Here is a 26,436-nt window from a genome sequence, read left to right on the forward strand (position 1 = left end):
CCCCCTCCCCCCGCCCCCCTCCCCCGACCCCCTCCCCCGACGCCTCCCCCGGACGCCGAGGTAGTGCGATCCCGCCGAGGTAGAGCGACATCCCGCACTACCTCGCGGGGGTCGCACTACCTCGGCGTCGTGCTGTGGGGGCGAGGGGGGCGGGGGGCGGGGAGGAGGCCGGGGGGGGTGGGGTCAGAGCTTTTGCCGGGGTTGAGGATGGCCTTGGGGTCCAGGACCTGCTTGATGCCGTGCTGGATGGCGAGGACGCGGTCGCCGAGCTCGCCGGCGAGGGCGCCGCGCTTCTCGGTGCCGATGCCGTGCTCGCCGGTCATGGTGCCGCCGAGCTCGACGGCCAGGCCGAGGATGCGGGCGTGCGCCTCGGCCGCGGCCGCGACCTGCGCCGGGTCGGTGGGGTCGTACGCGATCACCGGGTGCAGGTTGCCGTCGCCGACGTGCCCGCCGGTGCCGATGAGCAGCCCCGTCTGCGCCGCGATGTCGGCGAGCCGCTCCAGCAGCTCGGGCAGCCGCCGGCGCGGGACCGCGACGTCCTCGTTGATGCTGCCGCCGCGCACCGCGCGCATCGCCTGGTTGAAGGACCGGCGCGCCCGCATCAGCGTGTGCAGCCGCTCCGGGTCGTGCGCGACGTCGACGGCCAGGGCCCCGTGCGCGCGGGCGGCGGCCTCGTAGGCCGCGACGTCCTCGGCGCCGCCGACCGCCTCGTCGGTGATGACCAGCAGCATGGCCCGCGCGCCCACGGGCAGGCCCGCGTCGGGGTCGTACGCCGCGAGCGCCGCGAGCACGACGTCGTCGAGCAGCTCGAGGGTCGACGGCCGGTGCGGGCTCGCGATGATCGCGTTGGCCGCGTCGAGGGCGTCGGCGACGGAGCCGAACGTGGCGCTCACCCCGCGGTCCGGTCCCGGCGCGGGCAGCAGGCCGAGCGTCGCCTCGGTGACGACCGCGAGCGTGCCCTCCGACCCCACGACCAGCCCGGTGAGGTCCAGGCCGGCGACCGCCTTGACCGTCGGCGGCGACGTGCGGACGACGGTGCCGTCCGCCAGCACGACCTCGAGCGAGCGCACGAAGTCGCGGGTCACCCCGTACTTCACGCAGCGCATGCCGCCCGCGTTGGTCGCGATGTTGCCGCCGATGGTGCTCTGCGCGTACGACGCCGGGTCCGGCGGGTAGAACAGCCCGCGCGCGGCGACGGCGTCGACCAGGTCCTTGGTGACGACGCCGGGCTGCACGACCGCGACCTGGTCCACCGGGTCGATCCGGCGGATCTGCGTCATCCGGGCCGTCGACAGCAGGATCGCCCCGGGCACGGCGTTGGCGCCCCCGGCGAGCCCGCTCAGCGCGCCCTGCGGCACGACCGGGGTGCCGTGCGCGTGCGCGACGGCCAGGACGGCGGACACCTCGGCGGTCGTCGCGGGCAGCACGAGCGCGACGGCGTCCCCGGTCGGGGCGGTGGCCGAGCCGTCCTGGCGGCGCCCGGCGAGCACGGCCGGGTCGGTGACCACCGCGTCCGCCGGGAGCGCGGCGCGCAGGCCGGCGAGCACCGCGAGCGCGGCGCTCACGGCAGCCGCACGTGGTCGGGGGTGAGCTCCGCGAGCGACCGCACGCCGAGCAGCCGCAGCGTCCGCGCGATCTCGGTGGTGAGGATCTGGGCGACGCGGTCGACGCCGCGCTCGCCGCCGGCCATCAGGCCGTACAGGTACGCGCGCCCGAGCATGACCGCCTTCGCGCCGAGCGCCACCGCCGCGACGATGTCGCCGCCGTTGCTGAACCCGGTGTCGACGTACACCTCGGCCCGGTCGCCGACGGCCTGCACCGCACCGGGCACCAGGGTCAGCGGCACGGGGGCCCGGTCCAGCTGCCGGCCGCCGTGGTTCGACAGCACGACGGCGTCCGCACCGGCACCGACGACCCGCTCGGCGTCGGCGACCGTCTGCACGCCCTTCACGACCAGCGGGCCGTCCCAGTGCTCGCGCACCCAGGCCAGGTCGGCCAGCTCGACGGTCGGGTCGAACATGTGGCCGGCGAGCTCCTCGATGGTGCCCTGCCACGAGTCGAGCGTCGCGAACCGCAGCGGCTCGGTCGTCAGGAAGTTTATCCACCAGGCGGGGTGCAGCGCGCCGTCCAGCACGGTCCGGGCCGACAGCGCCGGCGGGATGCTGAACCCGTTGCGGTCGTCGCGCAGCCGCGCACCGCCGACCGGCACGTCGACCGTGATGACCAGCGCCTCGTACCCGGCGGCCTTCGCGCGGGCCATCAGCTCCGTCGAGGCGCCGCGGTCCTTCCACACGTACAGGCCGAACCAGTTCCGCCCGTCCGGCGCGGCCTCGGCGACGCCCTCGATCGACGTCGTGCCCATGGTCGACAGCGTGTACGGGATGCCGGTGCGGGCGGCCGAGCGCGCGACGGCGGACTCGCCCTCGTGCTGCATCAGCCGGGTGAACCCGGTCGGCGCGTAGAGGAACGGTGCCGCGGCCTCCCGGCCGAGCAGCGTCGTGCTGAGGTCGACGTCGCCGACGTCCCGGAGCACGGACGGCTGGAACTCGACGTCCCGCAGCACCCGGCGCGCGCGGCGCAGCGAGATCTCGGCCTCGGCGGCGCCGTCGACGTAGTCGAACACCGAGCGCGGGGTCCGACCGCGGGCGATCGTCCGCAGGTCCCGCACCGTGGACGCGCGGGACAGGCGGCGGGCCACCGGGTCCAGCTCGACGGGTCGCATCCGCAGGAGGGGCCGGAGCTCGGACCAGGTCTGCAACCGTCGCCGCGTGGGCACGTGCGGTCTCCTTCACGCGAGGGGACCGGCCGCTCCGGGCCCGCTCCGGCGACCGTAGACCGGGTCCGCGGACGCGGGCGGCGCCGTCTCAGGTGGCGGCTGCCGGGGCCCGGTCAGCCGTCGCCACGCCTCCCGGGGCCCTTCTCCGCGTCCTCCAGGGCCTGCTCGGCCTGCTTCGCGGCGTCCTCCGCGGCCTTCCGCGCCTGCTTCTCCGCGTCCTCCTGGGCCTTCTCGAGCGCGCGCTCCGCCGCGTCGGCCGGTCGCCCCGGGGTGTCCGGACGCCCGGACGACTCGGTCTCGGCCGCGGGCTGGTCGACAGCGGGCTGCTCGACAGCGGGCTGCTCGGCGACGGCCTCGACGACCGGCTGCTCCGCGGCGGGCTGCTCGACGACGGGCTCGGCGACCACCGCCTCGTCCACCGGCGTCGACGAGGCGACCGTGCCCGCGGCGGGCTCGGTGCTCGCCGGCGGGCCCGCCTGGGGGGCGTCCCCCGTCAGCGCGTTCACGCCGAGCAGCACGGAACCGAGGCCGATCACGGCGGCCGCGACCGTGGCCACGCGCGCACCCCGCCGGCGTCCGGACCGCGGCGGGGCGTCCCCGGCCGGCAGCGTGACCGGGGGCAGCGTGGTGACGGCGAGGGGCGTCGTCGGGGCGGACCCGAGGTCCCCGGCCGCCGCCCCGAGGCCGACGGCGCCGGGCCGCAGCAGGCCGCGGAGCTCCTCGGCCGCGGCCGTGGCGGTGAGCCGGTCGAGCGGGTCGAGCGCGGTCATCGCGCCGATCAGCTCCGCCCACCGCGGGCCGAACCGCTCCGGGACGGGGACGGGCTGGTGCAGGCGCGCCACGGCCGAGGTCAGCGCGTCACCGGGGAACGCGCGCTCGCCGGTCAGGCACTCGACCAGCACCAGACCGAGCGCGTACACGTCCGACTCCGCGGTCAGGCGACCGCCGATCGCCTGCTCGGGGCTGAGGTAGGGCGGCGTGCCGAGCAGCTCCCCCGTGGTGGTCTGCGACTCGTCGGACCGGGCCCGGGCGATGCCGAAGTCCGCCAGCTTGGTCCACGGCCCGGCGGTGTCGGACAGGTCCGCCGCGGGCAGCAGGATGTTCGCCGGCTTGACGTCGCGGTGCACGACGCCCTGGTCGTGGATGTAGGCGAGCGCCTCGGCGACGTGCACCCCGACGAGCGCGGCGTCGACGACCGCCATCGGGCCCTCGGCGATGCGCGCGGCGAGGGAGGGCCCGCGCACCAGCTCCATCACCAGGAAGTCCTGCAGCTCGCCGTCGGGCAGCTCGGCGGTGCCCGCGTCCAGCATCATCACCAGGCCCGGGTGGCTCAGGCGGGCCAGCAGCCGGGTCTCCGCGTGGTGCCGGGCGTCGTCGTCGTGCCCGGCGGGCGAGGGGTGGAACACCTTGACGGCCACCTCGCGGCCGAGCACCGTGTCGAGCGCCCGGTAGACCTCGGCCATGCCGCCCTGGCCCAGGCGCTCGGCGAGCTCGTACCGCCCGGCGAGGACGGTGCCGGCGGGGAGCACGGTGTCCCGGGGGCGCGGACCGCGTCCGGGCGGGGTGCCGAACGCGGGCGCGGTCGCCACCTCGGGCTGCTCGCTCACGCTGGACCTCCTGGACGCCGAGCACCCAGGATCGCCGCCGACGGCAGGATGCGCGCGTCGAGCGGCCCCGCCGTGGCACGCGTCACCGGTCCGGGTGACGGCTCAGTCCGGTCGCACCTGCGTCTCGGCGAGCACCGACCGGAGCAGCGGGCGGCTGATCTCGGTGGCCCCGAGCACCAGCAGGCACCCGCCGGTCAGGCAGCCGACGAGCAGCAGCAGGCCGGACGGGTCGGTCACCCCGGCGAACCCGAGCACCGGCGACATCATCACCACGGCCGCCGCGGCGGAGCCGACGCCCACGGTCAGCATCGGCACCAGCACCTCACGCCGGCGCACCTGGTCGAGCAGCGCCACCGGGGTCCCGGCCAGCACCTGCAGCGCGAGCTCCCGGCGCCGGTCCAGCACCGACGCGGCCTGCGTGATGCCCGCGGACGCCGCGGCGACCAGGAACGTGATGACCAGGGTCAGCAGCGCGCCGCGCACCAGGTCACCGGTGAGCGTGGCGTTCGCGGCCCGCTCGGCCGGGCTCGCGTCGAGGGGGGTCGCCGAGGCGATCATCGGCACGACCGCGAGCGCCCCGGCCACGAAGCCCGCCAGGCCCAGCCCGCCGACCACCCGCCAGGTCGCGCGCGGGTCGTCCACCAGGCGCCGCGCGGCGAGCAGCTGCGCGGGCGTCCGCGCCCGCCGGGCGCGCAGCCGGCCGAGCAGGCCGAGCACCCACGGGCCGATCAGGTTCAGCGCGGCGAACCCCAGCGCCAGCGAGACGACCCCGAACGCGACGGCGGCCGCACCGAAGGCGCCGAGCGCCGACGTGACCACCATGAAGCCGCCCATCGCGACGACGGCCAGCACGGCGCGGACCGCCCGCATCGCCGGCGGCGTCTGCCGGCGCGCGACGCCGAGCGGCGAGACGACCACCCGGCGCAGCGAGACCACGCCGCTGACGACGGCCAGCAGCGGGACGGCGACGCACGTCGCCAGCAGCACCGGCCAGCCGACCCAGAGCTCGGCGGCCGAGAACGTGGACCCCTGGAACGGCACGCGGGTCCAGACGGGCAGCAGCAGCCCGTACCCGACGACGCCGGCGAGCGCGCCGAGCAGCCCCTGCCAGGCGGTCTCGACCACCGTCAGCGCCACCACCTCGCGCGGCGTCACCCCCAGCAGGCGCAGCGTCGCGAGCCGGGCGTCGCGCCGGGCCACCCCGAGCCGGGCCGCCGACCCGCCCAGCGTCAGCAGCGGCACCACCAGCAGCACGACCGCGGTCCAGGCGAGCACGACGTAGAAGTCGCCGTTCTCCCGCTGGTACGCGCCGACGGGACTCGCCGCACGGTCCAGGAACCCGAGCAGCCCGCCGACGACGGACAGGACCAGCGCCGTCGTCACCGCGAACGCCGCGACCGCGAGCGCGGTCGTGAGGACCGCGTCCCGGCCGCCGGCCCGGCGCAGCCGCGGGGCCAGGGCGAGGACGGTCCTCATCGCGCACCGTCCCGGCGCACGTCCGACACCACGCGCCCGTCGCGGACCTCGACGCGCCGGTCGCACCACGCCGCCACGTCCGCGTCGTGCGTCACCAGCACCAGGGACGCGCCCGCGAGCCGCGTCGTCTCCGTCAGCACGCGCATCACCTCCTGGCCGGTGGCCTGGTCCAGCGCGCCCGTCGGCTCGTCGGCGAACACCACCTCCGGGCCGGTGATCAGCGCCCGCGCCACCGCGACCCGCTGCGCCTGCCCGCCCGAGAGCTCGCCCGGCCGGCGGCCCTCCGTGCCCGCGAGCCCGAGCGAGGCCAGCCACCGCCCGGCCAGCGCTGTCGCCTCCCGGCGGGACGTGCCGAGCAGCATCGGCGCCAGCGCGACGTTCTCGATCGCCGGGAGCTCCGCCAGCAGCTGGCCGAACTGGAACACGAACCCGTACTGCCGCCGCCGCACCAGCGAGCGCTGCCGCTCGTCCAGGTCGTGCAGCGCGCGGCCCGACAGCTGCACCGTGCCCGCGTCGGGCACCAGGATGCCGGCGAGGCAGTGCAGCAGCGTCGACGTGCCCGACCCCGACGGGCCCATCACCGCGACCGACTCCCCCGCGGCGACGTCGAGGTCGACGCCCGCGAGCGCGGTGGTCGGCCCGAACCGCTTCACCACCCCGCGGGCGGCGAGCCGGGCGTGCGGCGGCGACGGCGCGGCAGCGGGCGCGCCCCAGGACTGGGCGGGGGTCTCGTGGCTCATGCGTCCAGCCTCCGGCGCGCGGCGCGGGCGCCGCGTCGGCCCGGGGTCGCGGCCCCCACGCCGTCGCGGTGCGACCGGGGGCGGACGCCCGCGGTGGCGTCCGCCCGGGGTGGGAGGCGCGTGTCCCCCCGGGGACGCGAAGGACCCCCCGCACACCCGCCAGAGCTCGCCTGCCCTTGCTGCCTTCCGGCCCTGGGGGGGTTCAGCGAGATGACGCCGCACGAGGGGTCTGCCGCCATCGTAACGCAGGCGGGCGGACGCCCTGCGCGCCCGTGGCCTGCGTCACGGACGGCGCCGGATCCCGGCGTGGGAGCGCGGCGTCGCCCGTCTGCGCAGGTCGGATCACCCGACCGCCCGGTTCAGGGGGTCGTCCCACCTGTCGATACGGCTGAGTGCGGCGCGACCTCTGCGGTCGACGCCGCCACCCCCCGACCGACCCCCGGTGGCACCTGGCCGCCGCATGCGAAAGGCACCTGCGTGGCAACCGTTGACTCCACCCTGACCGCGGCCATGGCGATCGAGGGTGCGACCGCCGTCGCCCTCGTGGACTTCGACTCCGGCATGACCCTCGGCTCCGCCGGCGGCGGCCTGGACCTGGACCTGGCCGCGGCCGGCAACACCGAGGTCGTGCGCGCGAAGTTCCGCACCCTGCAGTCGCTCGGCCTGTCGGACGGCATCGAGGACATCCTCATCACCCTGACCTCGCAGCTGCACCTGATCCGGCTGCTGCAGAGCGACCACGGCCAGGGCCTGTTCCTGTACCTCGTGCTCGACCGCAGCCGCGCCAACCTGGCCATGGCCCGGCGCCAGCTGCTGAACCTCGAGCGCGAGCTCGCCATCTGACGGACGAGGACGAGGAGGACGGCGCGGCATGATCATCCGCCAGAACGGCATGCAGGTGTCGGCGAGCCTGCGGCACGCCGTCGAGGGGATCCGACGCGTCATCCTCGTGCAGCGGGACGGGACGCCGTTCAGCGACGACGGCCCGGAGCACGACCGCGACCGGCTCGCCGCCCTGGTGGTGCACTGCCTGGAGATGGCGCACCACACCGCGGCCGGCGCCGAGCTGCACGGCCTGGCCACCTGCACCGTGCGCACCGACGAGGGCGCCGTGCTCGTCACCCCGGTCGGCGACCGGTTCGCGCTGGCCGTCGTGGTGGAGCCGCAGGTGAACCTGGTGCTGCTGCAGCGCGCGATCGCCCCGCAGGTCGAGAACCTGCTGGCGCTGGACGGCGCGGTCGCCTGACCCCCCGGGGTCGGGCGGCCGTGCCGGGTCTGTGGCGGTCAGTCCCCGTCGTCCAGCCGGCGCAGGTAGCGCTCCGGCGCGTCGAGGAACCCGCGCCAGGACAGGACCAGGTCGGTCTCGTCCCACGGCGTCTCCCGCAGCCCGTGCTCGCCGACCTCCAGCACCCGCGCGCCCGGCAGCGCGGCGAGCACCGGCGAGTGCGTCGACAGCAGCACCTGCGACCCGTCGGCGACCAGCCCGCGCAGGTGCGCGAGCAGGGCCAGCGACCCGGTGAACGACAGGGCCGACTCCGGCTCGTCCAGCACGTAGAACCCGGGCCGGACCATCCGCGACGTGGCCACCTCGAGGAACGACTCCCCGTGCGACATCTCGTGGAACACCGGCTCCGGGACCAGCCCGGGGTTGGCCTCGAGGTACGTGTAGAAGCCGTGCATCGTCTCGGCGCGCAGGAAGAAGCCGCGCCGGGGCGCCCCCGCGCCGCGCTCGAGCAGCAGGTGACCGGACAGGCCCGACTCCGACGCGCGCGTCTCGTTGCGCGCCCCCGTCGACCCGCCCTCGGCGCCCATGCCGAAGGCCATCGCCAGGGCCTCGACGAGCGTGGACTTGCCGGCGCCGTTCTCGCCGACCAGCACCGTCGCCGGGCCGAGCTCCCACCCGTCGCGCAGGACCTGCGCCACGGCGGGCACCCGGGCGAACCACGCGCCGGCGGGCACCGGCTCGCGGTCGTCGGCACGCACGCGGCGGACGGGCAGGTCACGAGGTCGCACGGGGTCCAGCCCACCACAGGCGGCGGTCGCCGGGGGCCGGTTACCGGGCACCGGTCCGACTCAGGTACCCTCTTACGGCCGGGAGGATTCGCCTAGTGGCCTATGGCGCACGCTTGGAAAGCGTGTTGGGTGAAAGCCCTCGGGGGTTCGAATCCCCCATCCTCCGCAGGTGAAGGGCCCGTGACCACGTCAGCGCTGGTCACGGGCCCTTCGTCGTCCCCGGAGGCGCTCGTGCTCGGCGGTGGTTAACCTGGCCGCGCCGAGCGGGAGCCCGTGGACGGGTCGGCGTGTCGCAGGTGCACCGCGGTCCGCGCCGCCCGGTCGTGTCGTCGCCGACGTGCCGAGCTCCGACCCGGAACCGGTCGCTGATCCTCGTCGGCCCGCTGCTGCCCAGGGGGAGGCGACAGCACCGTGCCCCAGTCCGACCGTGCCGGTCCCGCGCCCTTCGCCGTGGCTGTCCCCGGCCTCCTCGGCACGCGTGCTCGTCGACCGCTGGATGCGCTCCTCACCGCCGCGAGCCTGATCCGGGAGGTGACGGCGGGAGCCCTCGTGCGCACGGACGGCCGGACCCGGCCGCTGCCAGGCGTCCCGGGTGACCCCCTGCTCGCCCCGGGGTCTCCCGTCCTCGCCGTCGCGTGCGCGCGCATCGCGGCGGGCCAGGTGTACTCGTCGTTCCTCTGGCCCCTCGGCGGCTGGCACGCCCCCCGCGGCCACGCGCGGGTGACGGTCCTGTCCGCGCCTGCGGACGCACCGGGGCGCGGGGGTGGTGCGGTGCTGCTGTCGGCCGGCCCTGCCGTGCACGGGCTGACCCCCCGTGAGCTCGAGGTGCTGGGGCTCGTGGTCGACGGCTGCTCCAACCACGAGATCGCCCGCGTGCTCGTCGTGGCGCCGCGCACGGTCGCCGCGCACGTCGAGCACCTGCTCGTGAAGCTCGGTGCCGCGACGCGGACGCTCGCCGCGGTGCGCGCGGAGCGGGAGGGCCTCTACGTCCCGGCGGTCCCGCAGCCCTGAGCCACGCAGGATCGGCAGGTCTGCCGATACCCACCGCGCGGTACGCCGGGTCCAATGAAGGGACCGCGACGTGCCACCAGCGCCGGGATCCCAGGACGAGGAGCGATCATGAAGGCAGTCGTGTACGACGGGCCGAGGCAGGTCAGCGTCACGGACGTCCCGGACGCCCGTATCGAGCGGCCGACCGACGTCCTGGTGCGGATCACGTCGGCGAACATCTGCGGGTCCGACCTGCACATGTACGAGGGCCGGACAGACTTCGAGCCCGGCCGGTGGTTCGGCCACGAGAACCTCGGCCAGGTCGTCGAGGTCGGCGACGGGGTCGACAAGATCCGGGTCGGCGACTGGGTCGTCCTCCCGTTCAACATCGCGTGCGGGCACTGCAAGAACTGCGAGCGGCAGCTCACCAACTACTGCCTGACGGCGCAGCCGGAACCGGCGCTCGCGGGTGCGGCGTACGGCTTCGCCGACATGGGTCCGTACGGCGGAGGTCAGGCCGAGCTGCTGCGGGTGCCCTGGGGCGACTTCAACTGCCTGCGGCTCGGGGAGGACGCCGAGGAGCGGCAGACGGACTACGTGATGCTCGCGGACATCTTCCCCACCGGCTACCACGCCACCGAGGTGGCCGGCGTGCGGCCCGGCGACCAGACGGTGATCTACGGCGCCGGACCGGTCGGGCTGATGGCCGCCCTGTCGGCGACGATCCGCGGCGCGAGCAAGGTCATGGTGGTCGACCGCCAGCCGGACCGGCTGCGGCTGGCGGAGTCGATCGGGGCGATCGCCATCGACGACTCCGCGGTCGACCCGGTGCAGGCCGTGCTCGACCAGACGATGGGCCTGGGTGCGGACAGCGGCTGCGAGTGCGTCGGCTACCAGGCGCACGAGCCCGACGGCGAGGAGCGCCCCAACCTGACGATGAACCGCCTGGTCGCCTCCGTCCGGTTCACCGGACGGATCGGCACCGTGGGGGTCTTCGTGCCCGAGGACCCCGGAGCCGGCGACGAGCTGGCCAAGCAGGGCCGGCTGGCGTTCGACTTCGGCCTGTTCTGGTTCAAGGGCCAGAAGATCGGCAGCGGCCAGGCGCCGGTCAAGAAGTACAACCGGCAGCTGCGCGACCTGATCGCCGGCGGCAAGGCGGAGCCGTCGTTCATCGTGAGCCACGAGCTGTCCCTGGACGAGGCCCCGGGGGCCTACGAGCACTTCGACAACCGGGACGACGGCTGGACGAAGGTCGTCCTGCACCCGTCGACGACGGGTGAGGAGGCGCGTCGTGGCTGACGAGCTGGCGGGACGGACGGTCGCGGTTCTCGCGGCGGACGGGGTGGAGGACGGGTGCGTCCGCGCGGTGTTCCGTCCCGGCACGTGAGGCACCGGGCGCCGCCCGGGCGGCCGCGGGCGCGCGGGTGAGCGCGCACCGCGGCAGGACCGGTGCGTCGCCGACCATCCTGTCCTCGCGCCGGCTGCTGGTCTGCTTCGGCGGCGGGCTGCTCGTGGCGGCGGTCGCCGTGGTCGCGGGCGTCCCGGAGATCGCGGTGCTCGCCGGCTGGGCCGTCACCGCCGGCGCCGCGCTGGTGTGGGTGTGGCGGATCAGCTGGCCGCGCGACGCGGCGGGCACCAAGCAGCTCGCGGAGGACGAGGCGCGCACGCGCGTCACCGACACGTTCGTCCTGGGCGCGGCCGTGGTGAGCCTCGCGGCCGTCGCGGAGGCGCTCGTCCGCTCCAGCAGCGGCGACGCCGTCGGGGTGGTGACCGTGATCCTCGGGGTGCTGGTGGTGATCCTGTCGTGGGCGCTGGTGAACACGGTCTTCGCCCTGAAGTTCGCGCGGCTGTACTACTCGGGCGGGGACGGCGGCATCGACTTCTGCCAGGAGGAGCCGCCGGCCTACAGCGACTTCGCCTACCTCGCGTTCACGGTGGGCATGAGCTTCGCGGTCCCGGACACGCAGATCGGCACCACGCCGATCCGCAAGGTCGCCCTCGCGCACGCGCTGCTGTCCTACCTGTTCGGGACGGTCGTGATCGCCGTCGCCGTCAACCTGGTCACCAACCTGGGGCAGCAGGGATGACCGCGACGGAACCGGTCCACGTCGGCCTGGTGGCGGACCCGGAGTCGCCCACCGAGATCGCGCGCCGCCTGGAGGACCTCGGCCCGCCCGGGGACGATGCCGACGCCACGTGGGACGTCGAGGTCGTCAGCGAGCCGTTCACCACGGACTCCGAGGACGTCGGCACCGCCGTCGAGCGGCTGGAGGACCACGCGCGCCGGCACGGGTGGGACGTCGTCGTCGGCCTGACCGAGCTGCCGCTGCGCGACGACGACGGCCGGTACCTGCTGGCCACGACGGACGCACCGCGCCGGACGGCGGTCCTGTCGCTGCCCGCGCTGGGTGGGCTCCGCATGCACGCGCGCACGCGCCGTGCGGTGCGGGCGCTCATCAGCGGGCTGGCCGACGCGACCGCGTCCGGGGACCAGGACGTCCGGGTCCCGCGTCCCGGCAGCCGCCTCCGGCTGCTGACGGGCATGGTGCTCGCCAACCGCCCGTGGCTCCTCGTGCCCGGTCTGAAGTCCGCGCTCGTCGCCGCGCTGGCGACCGGTGCCGTCGCCACCATCAACTCCACCGTGTGGCTCCTCGCGGGCTCGCTCTCGACGTGGCGGCTCGTCGTGGCGACGATCGCCTCCGTCGCGGTCGTGGTGGCGTGGCTCGTGGTCGACGGCGGGCTGTGGGACCGGCCGGACGACGGCTCGCCCGAGGCCCGCGACCGCTCCCGCCTCTACAACGTCTCGACGGTCGTGACGCTGACCGCCGGGGTGTTCATCTCCTACCTCGGGCTGTTCGTCGTCAACCTGGCGTGGGCCCTGTTCGTGCTGGACCCGGACGTGATGGGCGGGTACCTCGGCACCACGCTGGGGTACGGCGACCTCGTCCTGCTCGCGTGGTTCGTCGCGTCGGCGGCGACGGTCGGCGGCGGCCTCGGCTCCGGCTTGGACTCGGACGAGGCGATCCGGACCGCGGCGTACTCGAAGCGCGAGCAGGATCGCCGCAGCCGGCTCGCGCGACGCCGGGGCTGAGGGCCGGGCCCGCGACCCGCTCCGGCCCGCGACCCCGTGTCGGCCCCCCGCCGAGCCGGCGCGCCTACTCCGTCCCGTCCCCTTCCGACGTCCCCTCGTACAGCCCGATCTCGTTGCCCTCGGTGTCCAGGAACGACGCCCACCAGCTGGTCGGGCTGATCTCCGTGCGCGGGATGACGACCCGGCCGCCGGCCGCCGTCACCTTCGCGAGCACGTCGTCGATCGAGTCGACCTCGACGTAGGACCGGGGCCGGTCGAGGCTGTCGTCCCGGGGCGCCAGGCCGCCGCCGCTGATCTGGTTCGGCGCCCGCCACATCGGGTAGCCCTCGTATCCGGGGTACTCCTGGATCTCCCAGCCGAACAGCCCGCTGTAGAACGCCTTCGCGCGCTCCATGTCGTCGACCGGGATGTCGATGTGCGTGATGTCGCCGTGTGCCATGGCCAGCTCTCCCCCGAGGCGGGCGACCCTGCGCCGCTGCAGGATCAGCTCACGCCAGCGTAGGGGTCGGCCCGGTCCGAGGACCAGGGTGCCGAGAGCCTCGCGCGAGCCCGGTGGGTCAGGCCGTGGGGCGCCGGGACCCGCCGACCGAACGGAGCCGGCGCGCCGCGACGGCCAGCTGCACGTCGCGGTACTGCGCCGCGCGGTGCATCTGCCCGCGCAGGTCGCTGCCCGACGGCCGGTGCCGCAGGTCGCACGGCACCTCGACGGCGACGAAGCCCTTGCGCAGCAGGTCGATGGTCATGCCGGTCTCGACGCCCCAGCCGCGAGCCAGCGGGGTGGCGGCCTCGAAGGCCTCGCGGGTGAGGCAGCGCATGCCGGACAGCGGCTGCGTGGGGGTCCAGCCGGTCATCGACTGGATCGCCCGGCGGGCCGCGCCGACGACGATGCCGCGACCACCGGCGCCCGGCTGCGGCGGGAGCAGGGCGATCGCCACGTCGGCAGTGCCCTCCAGGACCGGCGGCACCAGCGGCGCCGTGTTCACGGCGGTGTCGCCCAGGTCGCCGTCGATGAACAGCAGGAGGCGCGGCGGCCGGTCCGGGGCGTCGCGCATGGCGACGACGGCGGCGCCGGTCTCCATGGCGGCGGCCTTGCCGCGGTTGTGCGAGTGCCGGACGACGACGGCACCGGCCTCGCGGGCGACGTGCTGCGTGTTGTCCTCGGAGCCGTCGTCGACCACGAGCACGAGGTCGACGTGCGGGATCGCCCGGGCGGACCGGACGGTGGCGGCGATGCGCCGGGACTCGTCCTTGGCCGGGATGACGACCGCGACGCGCTGCCGGGTGCGCCCGGTGCGGGTGGTGGTCGTCGCCGTCTCGAGCGGCGCCGGCGGCTGGTGCCGGCGCGACTTGCGCGGGGCGCCGGCGGGCTTCGCCGGCGGCGGGGTCGCCGCGGCAGGCCCGTCAGCGACCGGTCGGTCCTCGGTCTGGTCCTCCGCCTCGCCCATCACGAGCGCAACCCTATCGATCCGGGCACCTCCCCGCGCTCCGCGGGGGCGGGACACGCGGACGCTCCACACGACGGTCACACCGGGGGCGCGAGCCCGTCACCTGCGGGTCCGTCGGTCGCCTGACGCGACAGGCCGTCCCGAAGCACCGGTGCGGTTCCCGGGGACGGCCCGCGAGCGGTCAGCGGAGCGTGACCTGCCGGGCGACGATGCCGGCGCGGGCGCGGCGCGCGTTCGCGTCGAGCGGCTCGGTGTCGGCGAGCGCGGCCTCGAACGCCGGCGCGAACGCGGCGAGGGGCGCCTCGACGTCCTCGGCCTCGCTGCCGCGGGCCAGCTCCCACACCGGGACGACCAGGCCGTTGGAGCGGAAGTAGCCGATGAACTTGGCGCCCTCGAACCCGGACTCGCGACGGCCGTGCAGCCGGGCGAGACCGTCGATGACCTGCTGCTCGTCGTGCGGCTGCGCCCAGCGCAGGTACTCGCGGGCACCCATGCGGACCCAGTAGGCGGCGTCGACGGCCGCGATCTTCTTGGTGTCGACGACGCCGGCGTCGGCCTCCTCGACGGCGGCCTTCAGCTCGGGCGTCATCTCGGTGTCGGCGGCGATCCAGTAGGCGAAGCTGTCCTCGATCGTGACCTCGAACGGCACGGTCGGGTCCAGCACGTCCTGCAGGCGCGGGCCCGGCTCGGCCAGGCCGAAGGTCTGCACCGCGGTGCCGGGCTCGGAGTCGAGCGCCTCCAGCAGCGCGGCGGCGAGGTCGCGGCTGGCGTCGCCGGAGCCGCCGACGACCTGCAGCGCGAGCAGCACGACGCCGTCGGCGCGGTGCAGCGCGGCCCAGCCGTCGGGCAGGACGGTGGTGACGGTGACGTCGCGCGCACCGTGCTCGGCGTTGGTGCGGGCGGTCGCGGTGGCGGCGGGCACCAGCTCGCGCAGGGCGACCCAGTCGGGCTCACCGGGGAGGCCCTCGAAGGGACGCAGCACGAACTCGACAGAAGAAGGCATGTCCGTCAGCGTACCGACCCGCGCCACGACCGGGCGCCGCGGAAACCGCCGCCGACGACGCTTCGATGGCAGGATCGGGGCCATGGACCCGCGCGCCGGAACCCCCGCCCAGCCGTCCGACCTCGTGGACGTGGAGGCGCTGCTCGCCGCCTACCACGACCGCCGCCCCGACCTCGACGATCCCGCGCAGCGCGTGGTGTTCGGCACGAGCGGTCACCGCGGCTCCAGCCTCGACGGCGCGTTCAACGAGCTGCACATCGTGGCGATCACCGCCGCGATCGTCGAGTACCGCCGCAGCCAGGGGACCGACGGCCCGCTGTTCATCGGCCGCGACACCCACGGGCTGTCCGAGCCGGCATGGCGCACGGCGCTCGAGGTGCTGGCCGCGGCCGGCGTCGAGGTGCGGGTGGACGCCCGCGACTCGTGGACCCCGACCCCCGCGGTGTCGCACGCGATCCTGCTGCACAACGGCGCGGCGACGTCCGAGGGCGTCCGCGCCACCGGGCCGGGCCTGGCCGACGGCATCGTCGTGACCCCGTCGCACAACCCGCCGCGCGACGGCGGGTTCAAGTACAACCCGCCGCACGGCGGACCCGCCGGCTCCGAGGCCACGAAGTGGATCGCCGACCGCGCCAACGAGCTGCTGGCGTCCGGGGTGGACCGCGTGGCGCGCGTGAGCCTGGACGCGGCGCTCGCCGCCGACACGACGCGCAAGCACGACTTCCTCGGCGCCTACGTCGACGACCTGCGGCACGTGCTGGACCTGGACGCGATCCGGTCCGCCGGCGTGCGGATCGGCGCGGACCCGCTCGGCGGCGCGTCCGTGGAGTACTGGGGCGCCATCGCCGAGCGCTACGGCCTGGACCTGACCGTCGTGAACCCGCGGGTCGACCCGCAGTGGTCGTTCATGACGCTCGACTGGGACGGCAAGATCCGGATGGACTGCTCGTCGCCGTCGGCGATGGCCTCGCTGGTGACCGCGATGAGCGGGGACGCCCCGTACGACATCGCGACCGGCAACGACGCGGACTCCGACCGGCACGGCATCGTCACCCCCGACGCCGGCCTGATGAACCCGAACCACTTCCTCGCCGTGGCGATCGGCTACCTGTACGGCGGCGCGCGACCCGGCTGGCCCGCGGACGCCGCCATCGGCAAGACGCTGGTCTCGTCGTCGCTGATCGACCGGGTGGCGGGCAGCCTGGGCCGCCGGCTGCTGGAGGTCCCGGTCGGCTTCAAGTGGTTCGTGCCCGGCCTGCTCGACGGCTCGGTCGGGTTCGGCGGCGAGGAGTCGGCGGGCGCGTCGTTCCTGCGCACCGACGGCACGGTGTGGACCACGGACAAGGACGGCATCATCCTGGCGCTGCTGGCCTCGGAGATCCTCGCGACCACCGGGAAGTCGCCGTCGCAGCACCACGCGGACCTGGTCGCCGGGTTCGGCGAGTCCTGGTACGCCCGGGTCGACGCCCCGGCCACCCTCGAGCAGAAGGCCACGCTCGCGAAGCTGTCGCCCGAGCAGGTCACCGCGACCACCCTGGCCGGCGAGGACATCACCGCCAAGCTCACGTCGGCGCCCGGCAACGACGCCCCGATCGGCGGCCTCAAGGTGACGACGGAGAACGCCTGGTTCGCCGCACGGCCGTCGGGCACCGAGAACGTCTACAAGATCTACGCCGAGTCGTTCGTCAGCCCCGAGCACCTCGCGCAGGTGCAGGAGGCGGCCAAGGACGTCGTCTCCGACGCGCTCGGCTGACCGGGCCCGTCCGCAGGTCACCGTGGCCGTCCGCGCTCGCCGCGCGGGCGGCCACGCGCGCGCCTAGCGTGGGCGGCCCACCCCGCTGAGCGAAGGAGCGCGCGATGAGCGAGCACGCCGAGACGACGCCGGACAACCTCCCCGACGCCCTGGTCGACCCCGACGTGGACGAGGTCCGCGACGAGGAGATCAGCGACGACGAGGTCGCACGCTCGATGCCCGACGCGAGCACGAGCGACCAGGACCCCGCCTCGTTCCTCAACCCCTGACGGACCGCACCCGCGCGGGCGGCGTGCCGGTCAGCGGCGCGCCGCCCGGCGCAGGGCGAGGACGCACGCCAGCGGTGCGAGCGACTGCGCCCCGGCGAGCGCGCGCTCGCTGAGGCCGACCCGACCCCCGCCGCCGGTCAGCTCGACGACGAACCAGGCCAGCAGCCCCAGCAGCACCCCGCTCGCCGCCAGGGCGACCGCGGGTCGCAGCGCGCCCCGGCCCCGCCGCCGTGCCGACGCCGCGGGCCACAGCGCCAGCGCCCCGAACGCGATCCCCGCCGCCACGCCGTGGCCGGCGGGCACCCGGTCGACCGGCAGCAGGCCGACGGCGGCCGTCCCCAGGCCGCCCAGCGCGAGCAGCAGCCGCCCGGGCACCGGGACGCCGCGCAGCCCCGCGGCCGTCACCCCGTGCGCGGCACCCGTGACCAGCAGGCCCGCAGTCATCACCCCGGGGTGCGCGACGGCCGCCGTCGCGAGCTCGCTGATCGTCGCGCGCACCGGGTCGAACCCCGGCTGCAGCGCCGCCGCCAGCGTCCAGCCGCCGATCATCGCGACCGGGGCGGCCACCGCCGAGGCCACGGCCCAGCCGCGGGGGCGGGTGCCGCCGGCAGCCGGCGGGGCGGGGACGGCGGGGCGGTCGACGGCGGGGCGGTCGGCGGCGGGGCGGTCGGCGGCGGGGCGGGGCACCGCCGCACCGTAGCCGCCGGTCGCGACGTGCGCCCGGCGTGCGCCGCCCGTCCCGCCGGGTCGCGGGCCGGGCACGTAGCCGCTAGACCGGACGCATGACCGACCGTGCCACGCCCGCCGCCGTGCTCTTCGACATCGACGGGACCCTCGTCGACTCCAACTTCCTGCACGTGCACGCGTGGACGCTGGCGTTCGCGGAGGCCGGCCACCCCGTCGACGCGTGGCGCATCCACCGGCGCATCGGCATGGGCTCCGGCCGCCTGCTCGCCGAGCTGCTGGGCGACGACGCGGACCGGCTCGCCGACGACGTCAAGGAGCGGCACACCGCGCACTACGCCGAGCTCGCCGACCAGCTGCGGGCCTTCGACGGCGCGCGCGACCTGGTGCGGACGCTCGCGGACCGCGGGCTGCGCGTCGTGCTGTCGACGTCGGCCGCCCCGGAGGAGGTCGAGAAGCTGCGCGCCGTGCTCGACGTCGACGACCTGGTGCAGGTCACCGGCGCGGAGGACGTCGAGGAGGCCAAGCCCGAGCCCGACCTGGTCCAGGCCGCGCTCGACCTCGCCGGTGTCCCCGCCGAGCGGGCGGTGTTCGTCGGCGACGCGGTCTGGGACGTGCAGGCCGCGGAGCGGGCCGGGGTCGTGTGCGTCGGGGTGCTCTCCGGCGGGACGTCCGAGGCCGAGCTGCGGGACGCCGGCGCCCGGACGGTCGTCGAGGACGCCGCGGCGCTGCTGCGCGACCTGGACCGGACGCCGGTGGGCGAGCTGCTCGGCTGACCCGTCACGGCGGGCCGGCACCGTCAGCGCGCGGGGTCGGCCACCAGGTCCGCGTACTCGGCGTGCTCCGCCACGAAGTCCCGGACGAACGGGCACTGCGGCTCGATCCGCATCCCCGCCGCCCGCACGGTGTCCAGCGCCTCGCGGACCAGCGTCGTGCCGACGCCGTGCCCCTCGTGCCGGGGGTCGACCTCCGTGTGCGTGAACACCACGACGCCGGGGGCACGCCGGTACGAGGCCACCCCCAGCACGGTGCCCTCGGCGTCGCGGATCTCGAACCGGTCGTCGGCGGGCAGGTCGGTCACGGTGTACGTCGTCATGCCCCGAGTATCCGTCGGGGCCGATATGCCGGCGCGCGGCGTCGGCGGCGGGTGCGAGACTGACGCCGTGCTGGGGCCCTACCGCGACGTGCTCTCCCGCCCGGGGGCGCTGTCGTTCTCCGCAGCCGGCGTCGTCGCCCGGCTCCCGATGTCCATGGTCGGCATCGGCATCGTCCTGATGGTCGAGGCGCTGTACGACTCGTACGGCCTGGCCGGCAGCGTGTCGGCGGTCTGCGTGCTCGCGCAGGCCGTGTGCTCGCCGCAGCTCGCCCGCCTCGTCGACCAGCACGGGCAGGCCCGGGTGATGCGGCCGGCGATCGGCATCTCCGCCTCCGCGCTGGTCGCGCTGGTGCTGTGCGCGACGGCGGGCGCACCCGTCTGGACGCTCTACGCCACCGCCGTGCTGGTCGGCGCGACCGTCGGGTCCTTCGGCGCCCTGGTCCGCGCCCGCTGGTCGTACGTCCTGGACGACCCGCGCGCCGTGCACACCGCGTACTCGCTGGAGTCGGCCCTGGACGAGCTCGTGTTCGTCGTCGGCCCGATCCTCGCGACGACGCTGGCCACGTCCGTCGCGCCGTCCGCCGGACTCGTCGTGCCCGTGGTCGGCATGGTCGCCGGCGGGTTCTGGTTCCTCGCGCAGCGCCGGACCCAGCCGCCCCCGCACCCGCGGGCCGACGGCGTCACCGCTCCCGACGGCACCCCCGTGCGCCGGACCTCGGTGATGCGGTCCGGCGGGATGGTCGTGCTGGCGGTCGTGTTCGTCGCCATGGGCTCGATCTTCGGCGCCACCGACGTCAGCACCGTGGCCTTCGCCGAGGAGGCGGGCCGGCCCGGGCTCGCCGGCGTGGTGCTGGCCGTGTTCGCGTGCGGGTCGCTGATCTCCGGCCTGCTGTACGGCGCGCGGCACTGGACGACGCCGCTGTGGCGCCGGTTCACGATCGGCATCGTGGCGCTGGCGGTCGGCGCGGCGCTGTTCGTGGTGGTGTCGTCGATGGTCGTGCTGGCGGTGGTCATGTTCGTCGCCGGGTTCGCCATCGCGCCCACCCTGATCAACGGCAACGCGCTGGTGCAGCACTTCGTCGCGCGCGAGCGGCTCACCGAGGGGCTGACCTGGGTCGGCACCTCGCTCGGCGTCGGCGTGTCCGTCGGGTCCTGGGTCGCGGGCAGCCTGATCGACCGGCAGGGCTCGCACGGCGGGTACCTGGTCGTGGTCGGCGCGGCGGCGCTCGCCGTGGTCGCCGTGCTGGCGTCGCTGCGCACGCTCCGCGCCGGGACCACGGGTCTCGACGCGACCACGCCCGTCGCGGCGATGCCCCTGCCCGGGGACGCCCGCGGGAACTGAGGCTCCGCCCCGCCCGCGCGGCCCGCGCGGCCCGCGCGGCCCGCGCGGCCCGCGCGATCGCGAGTGTGCTGCCGACACGTCGAGCGAGCACCCAGCGGATACCCGCTCGACGTGTTCCGTGCCCGCTCGACGTGGAGCGTCAGCGCAGCGCGCGGGGCTCGCCGGCGGCGTCGCCGTCGTGCGCGGCGGAGCGACGGCGCTCGGCGAAGATGCCCAGCACCAGCAGCAGCCCGCCCGCGGCGAGCAGGGTCAGCAGCCACGGCCCGGCGGAGATGGTGCGGCCGATCTGCGCCGCGAACACGCTGACCACCGCGACGGGGAGTGCCGCCGCCCCGACGACGAGCGGTGCCCGGAGCAGCTGCCGGGCGCCGATCAGCATGAACGACAGCGCGAGGACCACCACCAGGATCGCCCGCCAGGTGAGCGGGTCGGTCCAGATGGCCAGCATCGACGGACCCAGCGTGGCGACGATGCCCGGGGTGAGCGTCGCGGCGGACGTGCGGTGGCCGACCGGCCAGCTGTCGCCCGCGCGCCGTGCGGCGGCCGGCTCCGCGAGCGCCGCCTGCAGCGCCACCCAGCCCATCGCCACCAGCGCGAGCCCGAGCGGCAGCGCGAACACCTCCACGCGCAGCTCGCGCGGGCTCCATGCCCCGATCCCCCAGGCCAGTGCCGCGAGCCAGAGCGTCCAGCCCGGCGGCACGACGGTGTCGAGGACCCCGCGCTGGCGCCGGGCCTCGGCCCGGACGGCGGCGACGGCCAGCGCGAGGAGAGCGAGCTCGACCAGCAGGCCGATCCAGACCAGCGCCCAGGACGGTCGCACAGCGCTCAGGGCCCCGACGGTGCCGGCGACCAGGGCCGGGGCCAGCGCCCAGCGCCGGAGCGTCGCAGACCGCCGGGTGGCGAGCAGACCGAGCGCCCCGAGCAGCGCGGCCCCGACGGCCGACCAGAGCAGGGCCGCGCCGAACAGCCGGGCGTTGGTGACGCCGCCGCCGACCGGGGTGGCGGCGGCGAGGTGCGCGGCGCGGACGGCTCCCGCGAGGGCCGCGGCCGCGCCACCGAGCACGAGCGGCCGGGCCAGCGCCGACAGCACCGGTCGGGGACCGGCCGGTGCGCGGCGCTCGAGCAGCCCGACCACCACGGCGACCGCGGCGAACCCCAGGAGCGCGGTGCTGCGGATGCCGACGTCGCGCCCCGCCAGGGCGAGCAGCAGCGTCGGCACGACCAGCAGCGCGGTGCCGGACGCGACGAGCGGCCGCCACCGGTCGCCGCGGCGGGACAGCAGCGCCCCGATCACGACGGCCGCGAGCGCCGGGGGTGCCGTGTACGCCTCGACGAGGCCGACGCCCCACCAGACCAGCGCGGACCAGACGACGCCGGTCCAGAGCGCCGCCGCGACCCACCAGACCGGGCGTCGGTCAGGCCGCTGGGCGACGACCGACGCGCCGGCGGCGAGCACCGCGCAGAGCACCAGGACCGTGTCGGCGCCGGTGGGCGTCCGCGCGACGCCGAGCAGCAGCGCCACGGCGGCCGTGCCGGCGGAGGCGAGCTCGATCGCGAGGCGGGCCCGATCGGCCGCCACCCCGGGGACGCGCCGCCGCAGCCGGTCCGCGACCGCGGGCGCCACGACGGCCGCGGCGGCCGCGAGCACCGCGACGACCGGCAGCAGCACCGGCGACCCGGACCCGGGCAGCAGCAGGGCGCCGGCGCAGATGACGACGACGGACACGGTCGGCACCACCAGCGCGGCGGCGAGCACCCGGAGCCAGGACGGCACGGGACGGGCACGGGTGTCGAGCAGGACGGCCTCGAGCAGCAGCAGCGCCGCGGCCCCGGCCGCGCCCCACCAGGTCCGGTCGACGGCCACCACGGCGACGCCGAGCACCGCGGGCAGCGGTGCCACGACGAGCACGCCGAGCCAGGTGGCCTGACCGACCCCGCGCAGGACCGTGAGCAGCGCGGCGACCAGCGACAGCGCCACGGCCACGGCGCCCACGACGCCGAACGCGTCCCACCCCGCCCAGCCGGCCAGCAGGACGGCGAGCACCGCGCCGCCGTAGAGGGTGCCCGCGGCGACGAGGAGACCGCGCAGCTCGGTGACGACCAGCGGGCGCGCGCGCAGGAGCAGCAGCAGCACCGCGAGCGCGCCGAGGGCGGTCGTCGGCCACGACACCCAGGTCAGCACGCCGAGGAACGCGATCTGCACGAGAGCCGCGACGACCAGGGTGCCGCGCCACGGGCCACGGCCGACGGGCGCGCCGGCGGCCGGGAACCACCGCGCGCCCTCCACGAACGCGACGGCGAGGACGAGCTCCGCCACCAGCAGCGGCACCGCCCAGGGGCGCAGCAGGCCCGCGGCCACCCAGAGCGTCAGCACGACGGCCGGCGGCAGCAGGGCGCGGCCGACCAGGTGCACCGCCGGCTCCCGCCAGGTGACCGGCGCCGGGACGGCGGGGGCCGCGCCGGGCACGGGCACCACGACCGGCTGCGCGGCCACCGGCGCGAGCCGCACCCGGCCGATCGCCGCCAGGATCCCGGCCGCCACGACCAGCGCCAGCACCGGTCCCACGCCGGCGCCGGCGACGTCCGCGTCGAACACCCCGCCGTCGAGCCGGTCGAGCGACCCCGATCCGGCGGCGGTGCCGACGCCGGCGAGCAGCGCGAGCGTGCCGCCGATCCCCGCCAGCACCCCGGCGCCCGCCAGCGCGAGCACCGCCACCCAGCCCCCGGCCACCTGCGCGCGGTACAGCGGGTCCGTCGCGCGGTCCTGGCCGGGTCGGCCCGGGAGCAGCACGAGCAGCGCCCACACCACGGCTCCGGCGAGCGGCGCGGCACCGGCCGGCGCCGGGAGCACGGACACCACCGCGAACGCCCCGGCGGCCACGGTGAGCACCGCCGCGCCCGCCACCCACGGCGCCGCCTGCCCGGCGGGCGCCTGCGCCCGGGCCACCACGGCCGCGAGGAGCAGCGCGAGCGCGGTGCCACCGGTCTCCCAGGCGGCGACCGGGGGCGGTACCAGGAGCGCGTTCACCAGCGCGGCGCCGACGAGGCCCAGCGCCGCGAGCGCGAGCAGCGCGTCGACCACCCGGGCCGGTGCGCCGAACCGCTCGCCGACCGCCCGGCGGTGCCCGACGCGCACCAGCGTCACGAGCGCGGCCGCGAGCAGCCCGAGGTGCCAGGCCCACCGCCCGGTGACCGCACCGGCCACGCACAGCGGGACCAGCGGCAGCACGAGCACGGCGACGGTCCACGAGCGGACCCGGGCGGCCAGGCCCGCGGCCGTGAGCCCGAGCCCGACGGCCAGCAGCAGCGCCGCGAGGACGAGCCGGCGCGCGCTGCCGTCCACCAGCGCGGCGACCACCCAGGCGTCGACCACGGCGAGCACCGCGACCAGCCCGCCGACCGCCTCCGCCGACGACCCGACGCCCATCCGCCGCAGCGCCAGCGTCCCGCCGACCGCGAAGCCCGTGACCAGGAGGAGCACCGCGACCCGCGCGAGGGGCGCCTCGTCGAGGACGAAGAACGCGAACACCAGCGCGGCCGCGGCGACGAGGCCGGCCCCGGCGAGCACGAAGAGCCGCACGACGTCGAAGGGACGCTCCGGGACCGGTGCGCCCGCCACGGGGGACGGCGGGCCACCGGCAGGCGGCGTCCAGGCACGCGCCGGTCCCAGGGCGCCGACGGGCACCCGTGGCACCGGAGGCACCGGCCCCGGCCCGGCGAACCCCCGGGGCGGCACCGGCACCGGCCCCGCCGGGTACCAGGCACCGCCGGCCGCGGTCCCTGCACCGGCCTGCTGCGCCCGCACCCGGGCGACGAGCGCCTGCCGGTCGTCGAGCGCCCGGGCCGCGGCGTACGAGGCCGCGGCGATCCGGACGCCGTCCGCGCCGGCGAGGTCGAGGCCGCACCGCCCGCAGCGCGGCGCGGGGAGCGGTGCGCCGCAGGCGGGGCAGCGCGTGAAGTCGGTGAGCTCGCGCCGTACGGCGTCCGCCGAGATGTGGTCCACGTGCCGAGCGTGCCAGCCCGCAGGGGTGTGAGTGGCGTCGTCCACAGATCCTGCGCAGCGTTTCACCAGGTTGCGCGCGCACCGGGTGGCGGTGCCGTGCCGCCCGAGGTGCCGCCGGGCCGGGTCCGCGCCAGGCTGGAGGGGCCGTGCGTGACCGGCGAGACAGCGTCCCCGGGTGGCACGGCGCCGATTCATGGGACGAATATGGCTCCACACGACAACGACAGGAGCGCAGCGTGGCACGCAGCAGCACGGTGGCCGACCAGCTCGTCGCCCAGGTGGTGGCGGCCGGCGCGAAGCACATCTACGGCATCGTCGGAGACAGCCTCAACCCGGTGGTGGACGCGGTCCGCCGGTTCCAGAAGGACGGCGTGGACATCCAGTGGGTGCACGTCCGGCACGAGGAGGCCGCCGCGTTCGCCGCCGCCGCGGAGGCCGAGATCACCGGGAACCTCGCGGTGTGCGCCGGCTCGTGCGGGCCGGGCAACCTGCACCTGATCAACGGCCTGTACGACGCGAACCGCAGCCGGGTCCCGGTGCTGGCCATCGCCTCGCACATCCCCAGCACGCAGATCGGCACGCAGTTCTTCCAGGAGACGCACCCCGACCGGCTGTTCGTCGAGTGCTCCGTGTACTCGGAGATGATCACGTCGCCCGCGCAGGCGCCGCGCGTCATCCGCAGCGCGATCCACCACGCCTACGGCGCCCCGGGCGTCGCCGTGATCACGCTGCCCGGCGACGTCGCCGACCTCGAGGCCCCGGCCCCTGCTCCCGACACGCTGACCCGCCCTCGCTCGCCGCGCGTGGTCCCGGCCGAGGCGGACGTGGCCGCGCTCGCCGACGCGATCGACGGCGCCAAGAAGGTCACGATCCTGGCCGGCGCGGGCGTGCGGGGCGCGCACGACGACGTGATCGCCCTCGCGGACACGATCGCCGCCCCGGTCGGCCACAGCCTGCGGGGCAAGGAGCACATCCAGTACGACAACCCCTTCGACGTCGGCATGACGGGCCTGCTCGGGTACGGCGCCCTGCAGGCGTCGATGGACGAGGCCGACCTGCTGATCCTGCTCGGCACGGACTTCCCGTACGACCAGTTCCTGCCCGCCGACGTGCGCACCGCGCAGGTCGACATCGAACCCACCCGCCTGGGCCGCCGGACCCGCACCGACCTCGCCGTCGTGGGCGACGTCGGCGAGACCGTCCGCGCGCTGCTGCCGCTGGTCGGCCGCAAGAAGTCGCGCCGGTTCCTGGACCAGATGCTCAAGAAGCACGAGAAGGCGATGTCCGGCGTGGTGGGCGCCTACACCAAGGACGTCGAGCACCACACGCCGATCCACCCCGAGTACGCCGCCGTGCTGCTCGACGAGGAGGCCGCCGACGACGCGGTGTTCACCGTCGACACCGGCATGGGGAACGTGTGGGCCGCGCGCTACCTCACGCCCAACGGGCGGCGGCGCGTCATCGGGTCGTTCCTGCACGGGTCGATGGCCAACGCCGTGCCGCACGCGATCGGCGCGGCGTTCGCGGCCCGGGACGGCGGTGCCGGCCAGAAGCACGTCGTGGCGATCGCCGGCGACGGCGGCCTGTCGATGCTGCTCGGCGAGCTGATCACGCTGGTGCACTACCAGCTGCCGGTCAAGATCATCCTGTTCGACAACGCGACGCTCGGGATGGTCCGGCTGGAGATGCTGGTCGACGGCCTGCCGAGCTTCGGCACCGACTCCCCGGCCATCGACTACGCGGCCGTCGCGCGGGCGGTCGGCATCCCGGCCGTGCGCGTCGAGGACCCGGCCCAGATCCGTACAGCGCTGCGCGAGGCGTTCTCGCACGACGGCCCCGCGCTGGTCGACCTGGTCACCGACCCGCGCGCGCTGTCGCTGCCGCCCAAGATCACGCGGCAGCAGGTCAGCGGCTTCACCGCCGCCATGAGCAAGGAGATCCTCGGCGGCGGCATGGGCGAGGTCATGGCGATGGCCCGCTCCAACCTCCGCAACGTCCCCCGCCCCTGACCCCCACACCCGCCCCACCCCACCCCACCCCCCCCCACGCCCCCGGCCCCCACGCCCCCGGCCCACCACCACCACGCCCTCACGCCGAGGTAGTGCGCCGTCGCCGAGGTAGTGCGACATCCCGCACTACCTCGGCGCG

The 26,436-nt window shown here is 76.2% G+C and carries 23 protein-coding genes, 1 tRNA gene and 1 other RNA gene; 12 read left to right on the forward strand and 13 right to left on the reverse strand.

The genetic code is table 11. The features are described 5' to 3' along the window. Window positions 1-116 precede the first annotated feature (116 nt). From ACWPWW_RS10465 to ffs, 6 genes are all read right to left on the reverse strand, one after another. A complete protein-coding gene (locus tag ACWPWW_RS10465) occupies window positions 117-1,565 on the reverse strand; it encodes an FAD-binding oxidoreductase (protein WP_454050237.1) in 1,449 nt (482 codons plus the stop codon). Then, window positions 1,562-2,776 carry an alpha-hydroxy acid oxidase gene (locus ACWPWW_RS10470; RefSeq protein ID WP_454050238.1) on the reverse strand — a complete coding sequence of 405 codons (1,215 nt, stop codon included), beginning with the start codon at window positions 2,774-2,776 and terminating at the stop codon, window positions 1,562-1,564. Before ACWPWW_RS10470 ends, ACWPWW_RS10465 begins: the two co-directional genes overlap by 4 nt. 113 nt (window positions 2,777-2,889) lie before the next feature. Beyond that, window positions 2,890-4,383 (reverse strand): protein kinase domain-containing protein, encoded by a 1,494-nt coding sequence (locus tag ACWPWW_RS10475; RefSeq protein WP_454050239.1) that lies wholly within the window; start codon window positions 4,381-4,383, stop codon window positions 2,890-2,892. Window positions 4,384-4,485: 102 nt separating this feature from the next. Continuing rightward, complete coding sequence (locus ACWPWW_RS10480) at window positions 4,486-5,859, reverse strand: FtsX-like permease family protein (protein ID WP_454050240.1); 1,374 nt, start codon at window positions 5,857-5,859, stop codon at window positions 4,486-4,488. Beyond that, a complete protein-coding gene (locus tag ACWPWW_RS10485) occupies window positions 5,856-6,599 on the reverse strand; it encodes an ABC transporter ATP-binding protein (RefSeq protein WP_454050241.1) in 744 nt (247 codons plus the stop codon). The genes ACWPWW_RS10480 and ACWPWW_RS10485 overlap by 4 nt, the downstream gene beginning before the upstream one ends. A 136-nt stretch (window positions 6,600-6,735) precedes the next feature. Beyond that, window positions 6,736-6,832: signal recognition particle sRNA small type (gene ffs / locus ACWPWW_RS10490), an RNA gene on the reverse strand. 244 nt (window positions 6,833-7,076) lie between these two features. Between ffs and ACWPWW_RS10495 the strand changes: the two genes are divergently transcribed. Both ACWPWW_RS10495 and ACWPWW_RS10500 read left to right on the forward strand, forming a co-directional pair. After that, entirely contained in the window at window positions 7,077-7,442 is a 366-nt protein-coding gene (locus ACWPWW_RS10495) for a hypothetical protein (RefSeq protein WP_454050242.1), read from the forward strand. 28 nt (window positions 7,443-7,470) lie between these two features. Then, on the forward strand, window positions 7,471-7,845 hold the full coding sequence (locus ACWPWW_RS10500) for a roadblock/LC7 domain-containing protein (RefSeq protein WP_454050243.1): 375 nt from the start codon (window positions 7,471-7,473) through the stop codon (window positions 7,843-7,845). 38 nt (window positions 7,846-7,883) lie between these two features. Here ACWPWW_RS10500 and ACWPWW_RS10505 read toward each other — a convergent pair whose 3' ends face one another. After that, complete coding sequence (locus ACWPWW_RS10505; RefSeq protein WP_454050244.1) at window positions 7,884-8,582, reverse strand: AAA family ATPase; 699 nt, start codon at window positions 8,580-8,582, stop codon at window positions 7,884-7,886. 111 nt (window positions 8,583-8,693) lie between these two features. On the opposite strand from ACWPWW_RS10505, the gene ACWPWW_RS10510 reads away from it, so the two are divergent. From ACWPWW_RS10510 to ACWPWW_RS10530, 5 genes are all read left to right on the forward strand, one after another. Then, a tRNA-Ser gene (locus ACWPWW_RS10510) sits at window positions 8,694-8,778 on the forward strand. Window positions 8,779-9,143: 365 nt separating this feature from the next. After that, window positions 9,144-9,623, forward strand: a complete 480-nt coding sequence (locus ACWPWW_RS10515; RefSeq protein WP_454050245.1) for a response regulator transcription factor — start codon at window positions 9,144-9,146, stop codon at window positions 9,621-9,623. A 108-nt stretch (window positions 9,624-9,731) separates the two neighbouring features. Then, window positions 9,732-10,901, forward strand: coding sequence for a glutathione-independent formaldehyde dehydrogenase (locus tag ACWPWW_RS10520; protein ID WP_454050246.1), 1,170 nt, complete (start codon window positions 9,732-9,734; stop codon window positions 10,899-10,901). A gap of 125 nt (window positions 10,902-11,026) precedes the next feature. Next, a complete protein-coding gene (locus ACWPWW_RS10525) occupies window positions 11,027-11,689 on the forward strand; it encodes a DUF1345 domain-containing protein (protein ID WP_454050247.1) in 663 nt (220 codons plus the stop codon). After that, the gene (locus ACWPWW_RS10530; RefSeq protein ID WP_454050248.1) at window positions 11,686-12,693 is read left to right on the forward strand and encodes a hypothetical protein; all 1,008 of its coding nucleotides are present in this window, start codon (window positions 11,686-11,688) and stop codon (window positions 12,691-12,693) included. Before ACWPWW_RS10525 ends, ACWPWW_RS10530 begins: the two co-directional genes overlap by 4 nt. 64 nt (window positions 12,694-12,757) lie before the next feature. On the opposite strand, the gene ACWPWW_RS10535 is transcribed toward ACWPWW_RS10530, so the two are convergent. The 3 genes from ACWPWW_RS10535 to ACWPWW_RS10545 all read right to left on the reverse strand — a co-directional run bounded on the left by ACWPWW_RS10535 (window position 12,758) and on the right by ACWPWW_RS10545 (window position 15,141). Beyond that, the gene (locus ACWPWW_RS10535) at window positions 12,758-13,132 is read right to left on the reverse strand and encodes a VOC family protein (protein ID WP_454050249.1); all 375 of its coding nucleotides are present in this window, start codon (window positions 13,130-13,132) and stop codon (window positions 12,758-12,760) included. 118 nt (window positions 13,133-13,250) lie between these two features. Beyond that, a complete protein-coding gene (locus ACWPWW_RS10540; protein ID WP_454050438.1) occupies window positions 13,251-14,138 on the reverse strand; it encodes a glycosyltransferase family 2 protein in 888 nt (295 codons plus the stop codon). A 181-nt stretch (window positions 14,139-14,319) separates the two neighbouring features. After that, entirely contained in the window at window positions 14,320-15,141 is an 822-nt protein-coding gene (locus ACWPWW_RS10545; RefSeq protein WP_454050250.1) for a DUF5926 family protein, read from the reverse strand. An 82-nt stretch (window positions 15,142-15,223) separates the two neighbouring features. On the opposite strand from ACWPWW_RS10545, the gene pgm reads away from it, so the two are divergent. Together pgm and ACWPWW_RS10555 are read left to right on the forward strand one after the other, a co-directional pair. Continuing rightward, window positions 15,224-16,894, forward strand: a complete 1,671-nt coding sequence (gene pgm / locus ACWPWW_RS10550; protein ID WP_454050251.1) for a phosphoglucomutase (alpha-D-glucose-1,6-bisphosphate-dependent) — start codon at window positions 15,224-15,226, stop codon at window positions 16,892-16,894. A 104-nt stretch (window positions 16,895-16,998) separates the two neighbouring features. Further along, a complete protein-coding gene (locus tag ACWPWW_RS10555) occupies window positions 16,999-17,163 on the forward strand; it encodes a hypothetical protein (RefSeq protein WP_454050252.1) in 165 nt (54 codons plus the stop codon). Window positions 17,164-17,193: 30 nt separating this feature from the next. On the opposite strand, the gene ACWPWW_RS10560 is transcribed toward ACWPWW_RS10555, so the two are convergent. Beyond that, entirely contained in the window at window positions 17,194-17,850 is a 657-nt protein-coding gene (locus ACWPWW_RS10560; protein ID WP_454050253.1) for a DUF998 domain-containing protein, read from the reverse strand. Between the two features lie 95 nt (window positions 17,851-17,945). Here ACWPWW_RS10560 and ACWPWW_RS10565 point away from each other — a divergent pair, with 95 nt between their 5' ends. Next, the gene (locus ACWPWW_RS10565; protein WP_454050254.1) at window positions 17,946-18,623 is read left to right on the forward strand and encodes an HAD family hydrolase; all 678 of its coding nucleotides are present in this window, start codon (window positions 17,946-17,948) and stop codon (window positions 18,621-18,623) included. 23 nt (window positions 18,624-18,646) lie between these two features. Here the strand turns inward: ACWPWW_RS10565 and ACWPWW_RS10570 are convergent, their stop codons facing one another. Next, window positions 18,647-18,943: a GNAT family N-acetyltransferase gene (locus tag ACWPWW_RS10570; RefSeq protein ID WP_454050255.1), complete on the reverse strand. Its 297-nt coding sequence runs from the start codon at window positions 18,941-18,943 to the stop codon at window positions 18,647-18,649. A 67-nt stretch (window positions 18,944-19,010) separates the two neighbouring features. On the opposite strand from ACWPWW_RS10570, the gene ACWPWW_RS10575 reads away from it, so the two are divergent. Further along, entirely contained in the window at window positions 19,011-20,285 is a 1,275-nt protein-coding gene (locus tag ACWPWW_RS10575) for an MFS transporter (protein ID WP_454050256.1), read from the forward strand. 139 nt (window positions 20,286-20,424) lie between these two features. On the opposite strand, the gene ACWPWW_RS10580 is transcribed toward ACWPWW_RS10575, so the two are convergent. Next, window positions 20,425-24,288 carry an SCO7613 C-terminal domain-containing membrane protein gene (locus ACWPWW_RS10580; RefSeq protein ID WP_454050257.1) on the reverse strand — a complete coding sequence of 1,288 codons (3,864 nt, stop codon included), beginning with the start codon at window positions 24,286-24,288 and terminating at the stop codon, window positions 20,425-20,427. Between the two features lie 236 nt (window positions 24,289-24,524). Here ACWPWW_RS10580 and ACWPWW_RS10585 point away from each other — a divergent pair, with 236 nt between their 5' ends. Then, entirely contained in the window at window positions 24,525-26,297 is a 1,773-nt protein-coding gene (locus ACWPWW_RS10585; protein ID WP_454050258.1) for a pyruvate dehydrogenase, read from the forward strand. The last annotated feature ends 139 nt before the right edge of the window (window positions 26,298-26,436 follow it).

This window comes from Cellulomonas sp. Marseille-Q8402 (assembly GCF_965119525.1).